Source organism: Pseudarthrobacter arbutini, from assembly GCF_054510915.1.
The window spans coordinates 17717-32051 of record NZ_JBTNDQ010000011.1; the positions used below are offsets into that span (position 1 = coordinate 17717).

Here is a 14335-nt window from a genome sequence, read left to right on the forward strand (position 1 = left end):
GGGGGCCCAGGATAGGGCGGATCAGCTGAGCTGGAATACTGCCTTGGGGCTGGCCCTCGAGCCGAGCTTGGCCGTGAAAATGTAGTACGCCCCGCCCGCTCCTGGCTTGGCCTCGATGGGGCTGCAGCCTTCCAGCGTGCGGTTCCGGGCCCAGGGGAAGTTCGCCGTTTCGCTGGCGCCCGGGGCAATCGTCTTCACCAGGTCTTCGCTTGTGGCCTGGCAGTCCTTGGACGAGAAGATCCTGTCCGCGCCGCTGGTCACCAGGAATTCCATCTGGGACGTTCCGATGTTCACCTCGCACGGCATGGTTCCGCCGTTGGTCACCTTCAGGGTGAGCAGCGGGTTCTCCTCGGGGCCGTAGGCGGCTTTGTCGGTCGACGCGGACACCGTCACCAGGTTTTGGTTGCAGGAAGGCGTGGGTGTGGGGGTGGGTTCGCTGGCCGCAGTTTCCGACGGCGACGCACCGGTCGCGGCGGCGGATTCGCTGGCGCCGTCGGTGGAGGATGTCTGCTCGGTGCCGCTGAAGGCGCCGGCCACGGCAAAGCCACCGAACGTGAGCGCCACGGCCATCAGCAGGGCTGTTCCCACAAAAAGCCGGCGGCGGCGGTAGACGGCTGCGCTCGGCTGCCGGGTAGCGCCGGAACCGCCCCGGGAACCGGATGCGGATGCCGTCTTGCGCCGTGATGAATTGCCTTGCCTGCCCATCCTTCTAGGCTAGAGAACCCACCGGATTCTGCCGTCCCACCACGCCGGTCCCCCGGCCAACGCTAAGGTCACAGTTTGTCCGCGGCATCTTCGCGCGGGCTCCCGGGAATCCACTACAGTGTTGGGATCGACGCTACAACCCTTTCCCCACCCAGGCCCGCGGACGGCGCCCCCGTTACGGCCCAGTTCGGCACGGATGACCTCCGCCCCGACCAGCTCGCGGCGCTGCACCGCAGGATCACCGGCTGGTTCGCTGAGACGGCGAGGGACTTGCCCTGGCGCGAACGCCACTGCTCACCGTGGGGAGTCCTGGTCAGCGAGATCATGCTGCAGCAGACCCCAGTGGTGCGGGTGCTGCCTGTCTGGCGGGAATGGCTCGAGCGCTGGCCCACCCCCGCCGCCCTCGCCGGCGTGCCTGCAGGGGAAGCCGTCCGCTCCTGGGGCAGGCTCGGCTACCCCCGCCGGGCACTCCGCCTGCACGCAGCCGCCGCTGCCATCGTCCGCGACCACGGTGGCAAGGTCCCCGGCAACTACACGGAGCTGCTGGCCCTGCCCGGGGTGGGCAGCTACACGGCCGCGGCCGTTGCCGCCTTTGCCTTCGGACGCCGGGAGACCGTGGTGGACACGAACATCCGGCGTGTCCACGCGCGCCTGGTTTCCGGCGTCGCGCTCCCCTCACCATCGCTGAACGCTGCGGAGATGCGGCTCGCGGCGGAACTGCTGCCGGACGACGTCGGGACTTCCGTGCACTGGAATGCTGCGGTGATGGAACTGGGGGCGCTGGTCTGCACGGCGCGGGCGCCCAAGTGCGCGGACTGCCCGGTGCGGGACTCCTGTGCCTGGCTGGCAGCCGGCGAGCCGCCGCCGTCGTACGTTCCCAAAGGTCAGGCGTGGCACGGAACTGACCGGCAGGTCCGGGGTGCCGTGATGGCTGTGCTCCGGCTTGCGGACGCACCGGTGCCGGCGGAAATGTTCCAGCGGGAGCCTGCTGACCTGGGCTTCGCGGCGGACGGAATCGGCGTGCCCCTGTCCGCACTGCACCGCCTGAACTCCGCGCCGGAACAGCTCGAACGTGCCATTTCCGGCCTCCTTGGCGACGGGCTGGCCGAGCTGCACCAGGGCGGATACCGGCTGCCAGCCTGAGACCCCTTTAGGGTGGCCCGCGCCCGGATGGCATACTTTCTGGTGACTCAAACCGGGGGAAATTCATGAGAATCGTGTTGTACGTCATCTGGGCACTGTTTGTTGCGGGCGTCATTTTTGCGCTGGTCCGTTCACTGCGGAAAACCAAGCGGCAGGAAAAACTGATCGCCGGCTGGCCAAAAGTCCAGGCGACCGTCACCGGCAACGTGGCGGGCTGGACACATGGCGGAGGCGGCTCAACGCGGAGCCGGCGCTTCTACCCCACGTACCAGTTCGCGGACCCCAACGGGACCCTGTATGCCGGCGAATCCGAGGTTTCGTACGCCAACCGGCAGGCACCGGGATCGCTCCTGGAAGTGGCCTACAACCCGGCGAATCCCAACCAGTCGTTCCAGGTGGCGTCCGAATCGAAAATGGTGATCGGGTGCCTCATGCCGGTCTTCGTATTCTTCGCCCTGCTGCTGTTCTGGGTCGCCGGCGCCTTCCCGCTGGGCTGAACCGTGGACTCCCTGAAGCTGCTGTTCATCGTCCTGCCCGGGCTTTTCCTTGCCGCGGGCCTGATCCTGATGGGGCTGTCCCTGGCCGCGTCCTTCCGCCGGAAACGTTCCATGGCGGGGTGGCAGGAGGCTTCGGCCACCGTCACGGGAAACCTGCACGGCACGTACGGACCCGGAAGCAACGCCCGGAACCGCTTTGCGCCGTCGTACGAATTCGCGGACGCGGGGGGAAAACGCTGGCTGGGGCAGGCCGATATCTACAGCCAGGACCAGGCGATCATCGGCACCCACATACCCGTGGTCTACAACCCGGCCAATCCCGCCGAATCCACGCTGCCGGTCTTCGCTGTTGCCAAAGGCCGGCTGGCCACAGGTCTCATTATGGTGATCTTTGGGGCCGCAGCCATAACAATGTTTGCATCACTTTCCTGGTAGCAATGCGGGCTTCCGGCTCCGGATTTACGCTGAAGTATGGGCAAGCCCGGGGTACTTCTGGCACTGATGACGACGGCGGTTCTCACCTCCGGTTGCTACTACTACTACCCCGTCCCGCCGCCGTGCCCTGCCATCGCCCAGGCCACTGCCGTCTCGGTGACAGTGGCGCGGGAGTACGTGGCGCAGGTGGGGTCGTTGCGCCTGAAGGCCTGCCAGGACGGTGTCTGTAAGGAAGCCGCCGTCGAGCTTTTTCCCGGCACTGCATCCATTGACCAAGGCTGCGCACCGGACGGGGTCTGCTCTGCCACGGCTTCCCCGGACGGGACCATGATCGGGATGCTGATGCTTGAGTCCCTCACGGAGGCCCCGATGGCGCTGACCGCCACGGGTACTTCTGCTGGCGGATCCGCCCTCCCTGTGCGCACCTTGGATTTCCGGCCCCGCGGGGCCTACCCCTACGGGGAGCATTGCGGGAGGTTCGTCACGGCTTCGGTGATTCTCGACGCCGAGGGACTGCGACAAGCCGTTTGATGGCCCTCGCTGGCGACAAATAAGCCCCGTCAAACCCCGCCCTTGACTTCCACTCAGGACACTTCTACGGTCTGTATTACCAGCATCGGCAACGTTGGATTTAGAACAGGTTCCCCGCCGGGAAGGGGTAAGGATGCCACTTTCAGATAGGGAGCGGAAACAGCTCGAGGAGCTGGAATCGGGCCTGGCGGCAGACGATCCGAGGCTCGCCGAGGAACTCTCGACCGGCTCCGTGGGCCTCAGGTTTGGGCGCCATATCTACCTCGGTGCCATCGCATGCCTGATCGGGCTGGTGTTGCTTATTGTCGGGGTCAGCACGCAGATCATCGCGGTCGGCGTCGGCGGCTTCCTGCTGATGGGAGCCGGCACGTACCTGCTCGTGGACAAGCGGTCCTTTAGTCTGGGCCGCAGCAGCCAGGTCAAATAGGCAACTCAGGCCACGGCCTACGGCTCGCCGAAGCCTGCCTGCACCAGGCCGCCGACGTAGTTCAGGGCACGCTCGGCGTCGGGCCCCCAAGCCTCGATATGGAGCAAGGATCCCTTGCCTGCCGCCAGGGTCATCAGGGATGTCATTGACGCGCCATCCACGCCGTTGACCGTGACCTCGGCGTTGAGGGACGCCAGACCGCCCGCGATCTTGGCGGCCGGACGGGCGTGCATGCCGGCCTCATTCACCAGTTCGAAGTCGCCGGTGAAGTCCGGCCCTGAACCGGTGACGGACCCTTCAGCCACGGTGCTTTCGGCGAGCACCCGCGAAGCAGCCGCCACCTCCGGTCCCAATCCGTACACCGCTTCGGCTGCACGTTTGACTGCCTTCACGTCGGCGCCGCCCTGTGCGGCCACGGCGGCAGCCACGAGGCCTTCCACCAGGGGCGCGTCCGCCAGGAGCACGCCGGCCGGCTCCTCCACGAGCTCCAGGGCCGATTCCGCCGTCATCACTGCAGATCCCAGGTCCGTCAGGACCACCACGCCATCGCCGCCGGCCGCCTTGTCCAGGGCAGACATGACTTTTTCCAGGCTCGTTCCGATCCTGCCGTCGGCGGTGCCCCCGGCGGCGAGGATGACGACGTCGGGCGCCATCTGGGCGGCAAGCTCCACGGCGCCGTCGGCTATTTTCTCGCTATGGGACACCACCACCAGGCGCACCGTCACGCTGCGGCCCCAACGGCGGCCCGCAGAATGAGGGCGCTGGAGGCGGCGCCCGGATCGCGGTGCCCCGCGCTCCGCTCCCCCAGATAACTGGCGCGGCCCTTGCGGGCGACCAGGGGCTCGGTGGCCACGGCGCCGGCCTCAGCCGCCTCAGCGGCTGCGACCAGAACTCCAAGGACGGTGCCTGCGCCGTCCGCCGCGGCGGCCTGCGCTGCCTCCGCGGCGGGGGTCCAGGCATCAACCATGGTCTTGTCGCCGGACTCGGCCTTACCCCTGGCCACGATCCCATCGCGGGCAGCCACGAGCGCGTCGGCGAGCCACCCCGGATCAATCTCGGCCGCGTCGCCCATTGCGGTGGACGCCCGCAGGAACGCGGTTCCGTACAAGGGTCCCGCGGCGCCGCCCACCTTGGACATCAGGGTCATGGCAGTCAGTTTCAGGGCCGCGCCGGGGGTCTCCGGCGGCGCATCGGCCAGTTTCTCCAGCACGGCCTGGAAGCCGCGGTCCATGTTCTCGCCGTGGTCAGAATCCCCGATGGCACGGTCCAGCTCGATGAGCCACACCCGGTTTTCCGCCATGGCCTGGGCGCAGAGAGTCAGCCATCGGACGGCCCATGTCACGTCCAGCACCACGGTTACACGCCCCAACGCAGGGCTGCGGTGTGCACGGGTGCGTCCCACAGCTGCGTCAGTTCATCGTCGAGCCGGAGCACGGAGATGGAGCAGCCCTGCATTTCCAGGGACGTGATGTAGTTCCCTACCAGCGAGCGTTCGACGGCGGCTCCCCGTTCTGCGATCACCTGGGCAGCGCGGCGGTAGACGATGTACAGCTCGCTCAGGGGGGTCCCGCCCATGCCGTTGACGAACAGCAGTACTTTCTCGCCGCCGGTGATGCCCAGGTCGCTGAGGACCGGGTCCAGCAGGCGGTCCGTGATGCCGTCAGCGTTCTCCATCGGGATTTTGTGCCGGCCGGGCTCGCCATGGATGCCGATGCCGATCTCGATCTCATCATCCGCCAGGTCGAAACTGGGCGTTCCCGCATGCGGTACTGTGCACGCGGACAGCGCAACCCCCATGGTGCGGACGTTGCTGTTGACGCGGTCACCGATCGCGGCCACGGCATCGAGGCTATCGCCCCGCTCAGCCGCGGCGCCGGCGATTTTCTCCACCAGAACGGTGCCGCCCACTCCGCGGCGGCCTGCGGTATACAGGGAGTCCTCCACCGCGACGTCGTCATTCACCAGGACCGTGCGGATGTCCACACCTTCGGCCTGGGCCAGTTCCGCTGCGGTCTCAAAGTTCAGGACGTCGCCGGTGTAGTTCTTCACGATATGGACGACGCCGGCTCCCGAGTTGACGGCAAGCGTTGCCGGAAGGATCTGGTCCGGCGTCGGCGAGGTGAACACCGCCCCCGGCACGGCGGCGTCGAGCATTCCCAGCCCGACAAACCCGGCGTGGAGCGGCTCGTGGCCGCTGCCCCCGCCGGAAACGAGTCCGACCTTTCCCGCCACCGGCGCGTCTTTGCGCGTGACGTACTTCGGATCGGCAGTGACGGTGACGAGTCCCGCGTGGGCCAGACCGAATCCCTCGACGGATTCGTCAACCACGGAACGGGGATCATTGATGAGCTTTTTCATGGCAGAACTCCTGGGGTGTGGGTGCTTCCTGGAGGATGCACTTTGACCCTACTACCGCCGCCTGAAGTCCGGTAGCCTGCGGCGATGCGGCGGAAGCGGTAAGGGACAGCCCCCAATGACTGTCCCTTACGGCAGGCCCCACACTGCAACCCTGACAGTTTATCCATCAATTCGACATAAAGCTATTTATGTCACAGGGTGACTTCTTGCCGCGGTTGTCCGCAGCAGGATTGGGGGGTGTTTAGAGGGTCTTGATCATGCGGGTATTGCCCAGGGTATTGGGCTTGACCCGCGCCAGGTCCAGGAACTCGGCAACGCCTTCGTCATGGGAGCGCAGCAGCTCGGAGTAGACCACCGGGTCCACGGCTGTCTGGTCGGCCATGACCTCGAAGCCGTGGCGCTTGAAAAAATCCACCTCGAACGTAAGGCAGAAGACCCGGGCCACACCCAATTCACGGGCCTCGTCCAGCAGGCTTTCCACCAGCACGTGCCCTACGCCTTTGCCGCGCCACGCGTCCGATGCGGCCAGCGTGCGGACTTCGGCGAGGTCCTCCCACATAACGTGCAGGGCCCCGCAGCCGATGACCTCGCCGTCATCGGCTTCGGCGATCCGGAACTCCTGGAGGCTCTCGTAATAGGCAACCGTCTCTTTCGCCATGAGGATCCGTTGCTCCGCCAGCGGCGCCACCAGTCTCTTGATGGCGGCCACGTCGCTGGTACGTGCAGAACGGAGGTGGAAAGAGTCAGTCACAGGGTCCATCCTACGATGGCAGCCCGGCTGGTTTGGGCGCACCCGTAGGGACGCAGTCAGCCTTGCTCGGCGGCCCAGTCGGCGACGCGCTGGGTGCTTTCCTCTTCGGAGAGGTCCTCCACGCGAGTCATGATGGACCAGCGCACACCGTAGGGGTCCCGGATGCTAGCGAATCGGTCTCCTGACACAAATGTGGACAGCGGCTCCCGAACGGTAGCCCCTATCCGCTCGGCGCGCGCAATAAGAGCGTCCGCGTCGGCGCAGTAGAAGCCGATCGAGCAGCAATCATCGTCGCCGTTCGGCGCCGGAACGAGGCGGTAGTCCGGGTTGGGCTCTCCAATTTGGAGTCGCCCCTGACCGAAGTCAAGTTCGGCGTGGACGACGATTCCGCCGATCTCGGTGACATTTACTGTGCGCGCGCCGAAGACGTCCTGGTAGAAGGTGATCGCCTCCTTGGCAGAAGGGATCGCAAGGAACGGCGTGAGGCTCGTGAAGCCGTGCGGGATACCGGATTTCGTGTGCTTGCCATCGGCGGCGTTGGTCAGTTCGGGGCTTGTAGTATCAGTCATAGATCTCACGGTACGCACAGGTCGGCTCAGCGGCTTGGAGAATTGCGACAGCCTGGATAAGGAGTGTACTCCCATGGTGGGTTCGTTCAAGGGAATCCTCTACCCGGCCCGGCTCCCCACATTTCACCGTGTGCCCGCGCCTGAGTCCGTCACGAACCTGGTGCAGTGGTTTTGGATCCCCGAGTGGGACATTGAGCCAGGGCACACGTCCCGCCAGCACGTGATCGCGTTCCCGACGTCCAACCTTGTGGTCCAAGAGGATCTCGTTGAGTTCGCAGGCCCAACAACCCGTCGATCGCATCGCGATCTCACGGGCCGGGGCTGGGCGGTTGGGGCCCTCCTGCGTCCCGCGCTGGTTCCACGTTTCACGGATGATCCGGGGAGCCTGCGGGATTCCCAGCTGCCACTACCGCTCGCGGATCTGCATGCCTCAGTATCGGAGGCGATGAGGGGAACCGATCCAGGGGAACGTCGACAACGCGCGGTGGAGGCTTTCACTGGCTGGCTGGTAACGCAGAGTCCAGAGGTGTCCGAGGAAGGCTTTCTTGCCAATGCGATGATGGACATTATCGGAACATCGGCCGACGTAACTAGCATTGAAGACGTTGCCGCGCGTCTGTTTGTTTCGCCGAGAACCCTGCAACGCGCAGCGCGGAAGTACATCGGCCTGAGCCCGTCCGCGCTCATCCGGAGGCGCCGGTGGGCTTCCGTTGGCTGGGTCGCTCCCGTACCGGCGCCATTTGCCGCTTGCTGCTCCTTCGTCGCTCTGACGCAAGCTACACAAATGACCCCGGCACGCTCGCTTCGCGAAAAGGCGCACCAACGCACGAGGCGGCGAGCATCAGACATTTGTGTAGGCGCCGTCAGAGCGAGGTACGAGCAGGCGCCGGCAAATGCCTGATGCTCGCCGCCGGACTCAACCACGACTCCAGTTAAGAGCGAAGGCCCCGCCTGCTCCTTTGGGGAGCGGGCGGGGCCTTTGCTGTCTTGCCTTAGACGCTCGGCGCGATCTCCGGGATGCGCGGCTTGGCGTTGCCGGCGAACGTGAACTTGGCGTCGTCGCCTTCGCCATCCACGTCCACTACAACGATGTCGCCGGCGTGGAGCTCGCCGAACAGGATCTTCTCGGAGAGCTGGTCCTCGATCTCGCGCTGGATGGTGCGGCGCAGCGGCCGGGCACCCATGGCGGGATCGTAGCCGCGGGTCGCCAAGAGCACCTTGGCCGCGGTGGTGAGCTCGATACCCATGTCCTTGTCCTTGAGGCGCTTCTCCAGGCGGCCAACGAACATGTCCACGATCTCGATGATCTCGTCCTGGGTGAGCTGCGGGAACACCACAACGTCATCCACACGGTTCAGGAACTCCGGACGGAAGTGCTGCTTGAGCTCTTCCGTCACACGGGCGCGCATCCGGTTGTAGCCGGTCTGCGTGTCGGTGCCGGACTGGAAGCCGGTGGCAACGCTCTTGGAGATGTCCCGGGTGCCCAGGTTTGTGGTCATGATGATCACGGTGTTCTTGAAGTCCACCACGCGGCCCTGGGAGTCGGTCAGGCGGCCGTCTTCCAGGATCTGCAGGAGTGAGTTGAAGAGGTCAGCGTGCGCCTTCTCCACTTCGTCGAACAGGACCACGGAGAACGGACGACGGCGGACCTTCTCGGTCAGCTGGCCACCCTCTTCGTAGCCGACATAGCCCGGAGGGGCACCGAAGAGCCGTGAAACAGTGTGCTTCTCCGAGTACTCGGACATGTCCAGCGTGATGAGGGCGTCCTCGTCACCGAACAGGAATTCGGCCAGGGCCTTGGCGAGCTCGGTCTTGCCGACGCCTGTGGGGCCGGCGAAGATGAACGAGCCGCCCGGACGCTTGGGGTCCTTCAGGCCTGCACGGGTACGGCGGATTGCCTGGGACAGGGACCTGATGGCCTCGTTCTGGCCCACCACACGCTTGTGCAGTTCGTCTTCCATCTTCAGCAGACGCGTGGACTCTTCCTCGGTCAGCTTGAAGACCGGGATGCCGGTGGAGTTGGCCAATACCTCGGCGATGAGATCCTCATCCACCTCGGAAATGTCATCCATGCCGCCGGACTTCCAGTGGCGTTCCTTCTCGGAGCGCTCGGTAATGAGCTTCTGCTCCTTGTCCCGGAGCGAAGCGGCACCTTCGAAGTCCTGCGCGTCGATGGCGGATTCCTTCTCCATCTTCAGCTTGGCGATCCGCTCATCCATGGCCTTCAGCTCCGGCGGAGCGGTCATCCGGCGGATGCGCAACCGGGCACCGGCCTCATCGATCAGGTCGATGGCCTTGTCCGGCAGGAAGCGGTCCGAGATGTAGCGTTCGGCGAGGTTCGCGGCCGAGGCGAGGGCGCCGTCGGTGATGGTGACGCGGTGGTGCGCCTCGTAGCGGTCGCGCAGGCCCTTGAGGATCTCGATCGCGTGCGCGACGGAGGGCTCCTTGACCTGGATCGGCTGGAAGCGGCGCTCGAGTGCGGCGTCCTTCTCGATGTGCTTGCGGTACTCATCCAGGGTGGTGGCACCGATGGTCTGCAGTTCACCGCGGGCCAGCATGGGCTTCAGGATGGACGCAGCATCGATGGCACCTTCAGCAGCACCGGCACCCACAAGCGTGTGGATCTCGTCGATGAAGAGGATGATGTCGCCGCGGGTGCGGATTTCCTTGAGGACCTTCTTCAGGCGCTCTTCGAAGTCACCGCGGTACCGGGAGCCGGCCACCAGTGAACCGAGGTCCAGGGTGTACAGCTGCTTGTCCTTGATGGTTTCCGGGACGTCGCCGCGGACGATGGCCTGGGCGAGGCCTTCGACGACGGCGGTCTTGCCGACGCCGGGCTCACCGATCAGGACAGGGTTGTTCTTGGTACGCCGCGACAGGACCTGCATAACGCGTTCCATCTCGGACTCGCGTCCGATCACCGGGTCCAGCTTGTTCTCGCGCGCAGCCTGCGTCAGGTTGCGGCCGAACTGGTCCAGGACCACGGAACCGGCGGGAGTGCCTTCGGGCTGGCCGGGACCAACGCCGGCGCCGGTGGTTTCCTTGCCCTGGTAGCCGGAGAGGAGCTGGATAACCTGCTGGCGGACGCGGTTGAGGTCTGCGCCAAGCTTGACCAGCACCTGGGCGGCAACACCTTCACCCTCGCGGATGAGGCCCAGCAGGATGTGCTCCGTGCCGATGTAGTTGTGGCCCAGCTGCAGGGCTTCGCGCAGCGAGAGTTCCAGCACCTTCTTGGCGCGCGGGGTGAAGGGGATGTGACCGGACGGGGCCTGCTGGCCCTGGCCGATGATCTCCTGTACCTGCTCGCGCACGCCGTCGAGCGAAATGCTCAAGGACTCAAGAGCTTTGGCGGCAACGCCCTCACCTTCATGGATCAGACCCAAGAGGATGTGTTCGGTACCAATGTAATTGTGGTTCAGCATGCGTGCCTCTTCTTGGGCAAGCACAACTACGCGACGGGCACGGTCCGTAAATCGCTCAAACATTTTCGCCACACTCCTAGCTACGACGTACTTTGATGCTACGTGGCAGACCCACTATTGGGGAGCGTGTTCGCCACAGGGGAAACCGTGGCTTCTTGAAGGTTGTTCTCAGGCGGTGGCACTAGGTCGTCGCAGAGGCGTGCCAGGGCCGGGAGGCAGGCCTGGGCTTCCTCGAACGGAAAGAAGTGCCCGCCCTCGAATGTTTCCACTTCCCGCGGAAATGCTGTGTAATCGCCCCAGCCGGAGAGGAGCGACGGCGGCGCCAGCGGATCGTGCGTCCCGCTCCACGCGACCACGGGGACCGGCAAAGGTGCCCGCCGGCGTGCCGCCGTATCCGGCCGGTAAGTAGTGATGACCCGCAGGTCTGCGCGCAGGCCGGGCAGGAAGAGCGGACGCATGGGGCTGGTGCGAAGCGCCGAGTTGACGGCGCCCACCCGTTCGAGCGCGTCCAGGAAGTCCTCGTCCGGGAGGTCGATCAGTGGAGCGAACACCTCCGCGGACGAATTGTGCGGCGGGCGGCTGCCCATGACCAGGACAAACGCCGGGAGGGGGCCGCCTAGGCGCTGAAGTTCGACGGCGGCCTCGTAGGCAAGGAGGCCGCCGAGACTGTGCCCCGCCAACACAAAGGGACGGTCCGCCGGCACCTGGCCCGCGATGGCGGCGGCGAGGTCCAGCAGGGTCACGGGCTGGCCTGGATCCTGCTGTGCGGGCTGGTTTTCGTCCAGCTGCCCCTGGACCAGCTGGCTCTGGATCAGGCGCACATTCAAGGCTTGCAGCTCCGGGACTCCGTCACCGGGGTCGGTGCTGCGCAGCCAAGGCCGGAAGGTGGCCACCGATCCTCCCGCGGGTGGCAGGCAGCAGACCAGTGGCGCGGCTCCGACCATCTCAGGCCACCGGCTTCCTGCGGAAGCTTCCGATGGTAACCGGCTCCCACACTGACAGGTCCCGCTGGCCCTGGACCGCGGTGCCCACCAGCAGCGCCTGGAAGCCGGCATTCAGCAGGCCGAGCGCCGCTTCCGGGGAATCCACGCCGCTTGCGCTGACGGCGCAGGGAGTGCCAGCGGTTTTGACGGCCTGTGCCAGCTGTTTGCTCCGGCCAAGATCCGCGGCACCCTTCTCCTTGTTCTTAATGTCCTTGTTGTTAACGGCAATAACCGCCTCGCCCGGGTATTCGATGGTGGAGATCTCCGCTTCCGAGACCACCTCGATGAAGGGCACCAGCCCCAGTTCCAGGGCTTGTCCGGCCAGGCTGTTCAGGCCCTTTGTGGGCAGCAGCTGGGCTGTGAGGAGCACAGCTGCCACCCCGAGGTCCCGCGCCTTGACCAGCTGGTCGCGGCGGGTGATGAAGTCCTTCTGGAGGAGTGGTAAGTCGGTCAGGCTGCGAACCTGCCGAAGCAGCTCCTCATCGCCACCGAACCAGCGGCCGGTGACCACCGAAAGGCACGGCGCCCCGGCGAGGTGGTAGGACTCCACCACTTCCGGCACTGACCTGCCGTTCAGCAGGTCCGTACCGTCGGCGTCGTTCTTCTTGATTTCCATGATCAGCGGGTTGGGACCGGCAAGGGCCGCGGCGATGAACCCGTTCACAGGTCCGCCCCCGACGCGACGCGGCGTTCCGCCCCCAGCCAGGCGGCACCGATGGATTCGATGTTGGCCGCCGAGAAGGCACCGTCCGGGCCCCGCGTTGCGGAGTCGGCGTCCACTCCCCGGTAGTTCGGCAACTCCCTGAGTGCCGCGTGGGCCTCGGCGTTATCCGCCGTAACCCCGCCCGCGACCAGGAACGGCAGGTCCAGGGCCCGGGCCGTGGCAAGCAACGCCTCCGCCGGAACTTCCTGCCCTGTGCTGCCGATGCGGCCGTCGCTGCTCATGGCATCAAAAATGGCGATGTCTGTGCCGGCACGCCGGTAGGCACCGAAGTATGGCTTTTCCAGGCACGCGCCGTCCTGAAGGTGGAAAACTTTGACGATCACCGCGTCTGCGGGCAGCAGCCGCCGCAGTTCTGCCACCATTTTCGGCGTCTGGAACGCGTGCAGCTGCACCCACCGGATACGGCTCCTGATCATCAGGGCGGCGAGCTGTGCAGCGTCGGCCGAGAAGGTGACCAGGCAGGGCTGCAGGCCGTCGATGGAACGGCAGGACTCAGCGAGTGCCTCCACCTCATCGTCCGCGAGTGACCGCGCCGATCCCGGGATCCCCCACCAAAGCCCGGCGAGGGTGGCCCCGCCTACGGCCAAGGCGCCAAGGTCCGCGCCGTTGGTGGCACCGCAGGCTTTGAGCTGGACACGGTTTTTCATTTCAGTCCGATCATGGAAGCGATGCGGTTGTACTGGAGTTCGTTCGTGCCGGAGTAGATGGATCCGGCGATCGAGTTCCGGACTTCCTTCTCCAACCCGGATTCCGTGAGGTACCCGGAGCCGCCGAACACCTGCACCGCGTCCAGGCTGGACGCGAGGTTGTACCGGCTGGTGAGCAGCTTCGCGATGGACACCTCACGCGTGGCGCGCTTGCCCAGGGAAATCAGGCGGGCCGCCTCGAACAGCCACATCCGGGAGGTAGATGCGCCGATGGACATGTCCACGATTTTCTGTGCGACCTGCTGGTAGCTGCCGATGGCTTTGCCGTATTGCTTGCGGGTGCGGGCGTGCTCGATGCAGCGGCGCAGCCTGGCTTCCATCTCGCCCACGTTGACAATGAATGAGTAAAGGATTTCGCGTTCCATAACGTGGTCCAGCACCAGGAACCCGCCACCCACCCTGCCAATGACGTTCGCCGCCGGGATCCTGACGGATTCGAGTGCCAGGCTGGCCATCGGCGATGTGCCCAGGCCCATTTTCCGGACCGCCGGCCCCGCCGTCAGCCCGGGCGTCCCGGCCTCCACCAGGAAGGCTGTGATGCCCAGCGGCCCGGCGTTCTCCGCCGTTTTGGCATAGATGACATAGACGTCGGCGAGTCCGGCGTTGGTGATGAATGCTTTGGTGCCATCCAGGACAAAGTCGCCGCCGTCCCGGACCGCCCGGGTGCTCATGCTGAGGGCGTCTGACCCGCTGCCCTCTTCTGTGATGGCGTGTGCCCCGATCAGGCTGCCATTGCAGAGCTCCGGGAGGTACTTCCCTTTCAACGCCGGAGTGCCGAAGTCGTTCAGCGGCGTTGCCGAGCTTGCCATGCTGGTGACCGCAGAAAATGCCAGTCCGCTGTCGCGGGAGACTTCCCCGAGTGTCTCGAGCGCTGCCATGGTGTCGGTGATGGACAGCCCGGAACCGCCGAAGTCAGGATCGAACGGCATGCCCAGCAGGCCGGTTGCCCGCAGTGCATCCCATGATTCCCGGTTGAAGGTGCCGTTCCGCTCGTTCTCGATGTGGTTGTGGCTGAGGCTTTCGCCAAGGACGCGGATCCTCCCAGCCACCGTTGGTGTGTGTTGAGTTGTGGCAGTCATCGGC

General features: G+C 65.6%; 17 protein-coding genes. 6 read left to right on the forward strand and 11 right to left on the reverse strand.

Annotated elements, in window-relative coordinates; genetic code table 11:
- Positions 1–21 precede the first annotated feature (21 nt).
- Positions 22–705, reverse strand: a complete 684-nt coding sequence (locus ACX80V_RS13525; protein WP_485843572.1) for a hypothetical protein — start codon at positions 703–705, stop codon at positions 22–24.
- Between the two features lie 225 nt (positions 706–930).
- On the opposite strand from ACX80V_RS13525, the gene ACX80V_RS13530 reads away from it, so the two are divergent.
- The 5 genes from ACX80V_RS13530 to ACX80V_RS13550 all read left to right on the forward strand — a co-directional run bounded on the left by ACX80V_RS13530 (position 931) and on the right by ACX80V_RS13550 (position 3738).
- Positions 931–1848 carry an iron-sulfur binding domain-containing protein gene (locus ACX80V_RS13530; RefSeq protein WP_498049672.1) on the forward strand — a complete coding sequence of 306 codons (918 nt, stop codon included), beginning with the start codon at positions 931–933 and terminating at the stop codon, positions 1846–1848.
- A 65-nt stretch (positions 1849–1913) separates the two neighbouring features.
- Positions 1914–2345 (forward strand): DUF3592 domain-containing protein, encoded by a 432-nt coding sequence (locus tag ACX80V_RS13535; RefSeq protein WP_485843573.1) that lies wholly within the window; start codon positions 1914–1916, stop codon positions 2343–2345.
- A gap of 3 nt (positions 2346–2348) precedes the next feature.
- Entirely contained in the window at positions 2349–2780 is a 432-nt protein-coding gene (locus ACX80V_RS13540; protein WP_485843574.1) for a DUF3592 domain-containing protein, read from the forward strand.
- 36 nt (positions 2781–2816) lie between these two features.
- Positions 2817–3311 carry a hypothetical protein gene (locus ACX80V_RS13545; RefSeq protein WP_485843575.1) on the forward strand — a complete coding sequence of 165 codons (495 nt, stop codon included), beginning with the start codon at positions 2817–2819 and terminating at the stop codon, positions 3309–3311.
- Positions 3312–3444: 133 nt separating this feature from the next.
- Positions 3445–3738 carry a DUF3040 domain-containing protein gene (locus tag ACX80V_RS13550; RefSeq protein ID WP_485843576.1) on the forward strand — a complete coding sequence of 98 codons (294 nt, stop codon included), beginning with the start codon at positions 3445–3447 and terminating at the stop codon, positions 3736–3738.
- A gap of 17 nt (positions 3739–3755) precedes the next feature.
- Here ACX80V_RS13550 and dhaM read toward each other — a convergent pair whose 3' ends face one another.
- The 5 genes from dhaM to ACX80V_RS13575 all read right to left on the reverse strand — a co-directional run bounded on the left by dhaM (position 3756) and on the right by ACX80V_RS13575 (position 7416).
- On the reverse strand, positions 3756–4463 hold the full coding sequence (gene dhaM, locus ACX80V_RS13555) for a dihydroxyacetone kinase phosphoryl donor subunit DhaM (protein ID WP_056347785.1): 708 nt from the start codon (positions 4461–4463) through the stop codon (positions 3756–3758).
- Positions 4460–5092, reverse strand: a complete 633-nt coding sequence (dhaL, locus tag ACX80V_RS13560) for a dihydroxyacetone kinase subunit DhaL (protein ID WP_485843577.1) — start codon at positions 5090–5092, stop codon at positions 4460–4462. The genes dhaM and dhaL overlap by 4 nt, the downstream gene beginning before the upstream one ends.
- 2 nt (positions 5093–5094) lie before the next feature.
- On the reverse strand, positions 5095–6096 hold the full coding sequence (dhaK, locus tag ACX80V_RS13565; protein ID WP_056347780.1) for a dihydroxyacetone kinase subunit DhaK: 1002 nt from the start codon (positions 6094–6096) through the stop codon (positions 5095–5097).
- Positions 6097–6337: 241 nt separating this feature from the next.
- Positions 6338–6847, reverse strand: a complete 510-nt coding sequence (locus tag ACX80V_RS13570; protein WP_485843578.1) for an amino-acid N-acetyltransferase — start codon at positions 6845–6847, stop codon at positions 6338–6340.
- Between the two features lie 56 nt (positions 6848–6903).
- Positions 6904–7416, reverse strand: a complete 513-nt coding sequence (locus ACX80V_RS13575) for a VOC family protein (RefSeq protein WP_485843579.1) — start codon at positions 7414–7416, stop codon at positions 6904–6906.
- 73 nt (positions 7417–7489) lie between these two features.
- Here ACX80V_RS13575 and ACX80V_RS13580 point away from each other — a divergent pair, with 73 nt between their 5' ends.
- A complete protein-coding gene (locus ACX80V_RS13580; protein WP_485843580.1) occupies positions 7490–8317 on the forward strand; it encodes a DUF6597 domain-containing transcriptional factor in 828 nt (275 codons plus the stop codon).
- A gap of 91 nt (positions 8318–8408) precedes the next feature.
- Here the strand turns inward: ACX80V_RS13580 and ACX80V_RS13585 are convergent, their stop codons facing one another.
- From ACX80V_RS13585 to ACX80V_RS13605, 5 genes are read right to left on the reverse strand one after another with little or no spacing between them, the layout of a single operon-like run.
- Positions 8409–10901, reverse strand: a complete 2493-nt coding sequence (locus tag ACX80V_RS13585) for an ATP-dependent Clp protease ATP-binding subunit (protein WP_058930382.1) — start codon at positions 10899–10901, stop codon at positions 8409–8411.
- A gap of 35 nt (positions 10902–10936) precedes the next feature.
- The gene (locus ACX80V_RS13590; RefSeq protein WP_485843581.1) at positions 10937–11893 is read right to left on the reverse strand and encodes a thioesterase II family protein; all 957 of its coding nucleotides are present in this window, start codon (positions 11891–11893) and stop codon (positions 10937–10939) included.
- Positions 11784–12485, reverse strand: coding sequence for a beta/alpha barrel domain-containing protein (locus ACX80V_RS13595; RefSeq protein WP_485843582.1), 702 nt, complete (start codon positions 12483–12485; stop codon positions 11784–11786). The genes ACX80V_RS13590 and ACX80V_RS13595 overlap by 110 nt, the downstream gene beginning before the upstream one ends.
- A complete protein-coding gene (gene trpF / locus ACX80V_RS13600; protein WP_485843583.1) occupies positions 12482–13192 on the reverse strand; it encodes a phosphoribosylanthranilate isomerase in 711 nt (236 codons plus the stop codon). Before trpF ends, ACX80V_RS13595 begins: the two co-directional genes overlap by 4 nt.
- Positions 13189–14331 (reverse strand): acyl-CoA dehydrogenase family protein, encoded by a 1143-nt coding sequence (locus ACX80V_RS13605; protein WP_485843584.1) that lies wholly within the window; start codon positions 14329–14331, stop codon positions 13189–13191. The genes trpF and ACX80V_RS13605 overlap by 4 nt, the downstream gene beginning before the upstream one ends.
- Positions 14332–14335: the final 4 nt, after the last annotated feature.

What these genes read in the sequence shown, in the direction of transcription:
- ACX80V_RS13525 (WP_485843572.1), bottom strand. Translation starts at nt 705, where the DNA reads ATGGGCAGGCAAGGCAATTCATCACGGCGCAAGACGGCATCCGCATCC.
- ACX80V_RS13535 (WP_485843573.1), top strand. Translation starts at nt 1,914, where the DNA reads ATGAGAATCGTGTTGTACGTCATCTGGGCACTGTTTGTTGCGGGCGTC.
- ACX80V_RS13545 (WP_485843575.1), top strand. Translation starts at nt 2,817, where the DNA reads ATGGGCAAGCCCGGGGTACTTCTGGCACTGATGACGACGGCGGTTCTC.
- ACX80V_RS13550 (WP_485843576.1), top strand. Translation starts at nt 3,445, where the DNA reads ATGCCACTTTCAGATAGGGAGCGGAAACAGCTCGAGGAGCTGGAATCG.
- dhaK (WP_056347780.1), bottom strand. Translation starts at nt 6,096, where the DNA reads ATGAAAAAGCTCATCAATGATCCCCGTTCCGTGGTTGACGAATCCGTC.
- ACX80V_RS13575 (WP_485843579.1), bottom strand. Translation starts at nt 7,416, where the DNA reads ATGACTGATACTACAAGCCCCGAACTGACCAACGCCGCCGATGGCAAG.
- ACX80V_RS13580 (WP_485843580.1), top strand. Translation starts at nt 7,490, where the DNA reads ATGGTGGGTTCGTTCAAGGGAATCCTCTACCCGGCCCGGCTCCCCACA.
- ACX80V_RS13585 (WP_058930382.1), bottom strand. Translation starts at nt 10,901, where the DNA reads ATGTTTGAGCGATTTACGGACCGTGCCCGTCGCGTAGTTGTGCTTGCC.
- ACX80V_RS13590 (WP_485843581.1), bottom strand. Translation starts at nt 11,893, where the DNA reads ATGCCGGCTTCCAGGCGCTGCTGGTGGGCACCGCGGTCCAGGGCCAGC.
- trpF (WP_485843583.1), bottom strand. Translation starts at nt 13,192, where the DNA reads ATGAAAAACCGTGTCCAGCTCAAAGCCTGCGGTGCCACCAACGGCGCG.
- ACX80V_RS13605 (WP_485843584.1), bottom strand. Translation starts at nt 14,331, where the DNA reads ATGACTGCCACAACTCAACACACACCAACGGTGGCTGGGAGGATCCGC.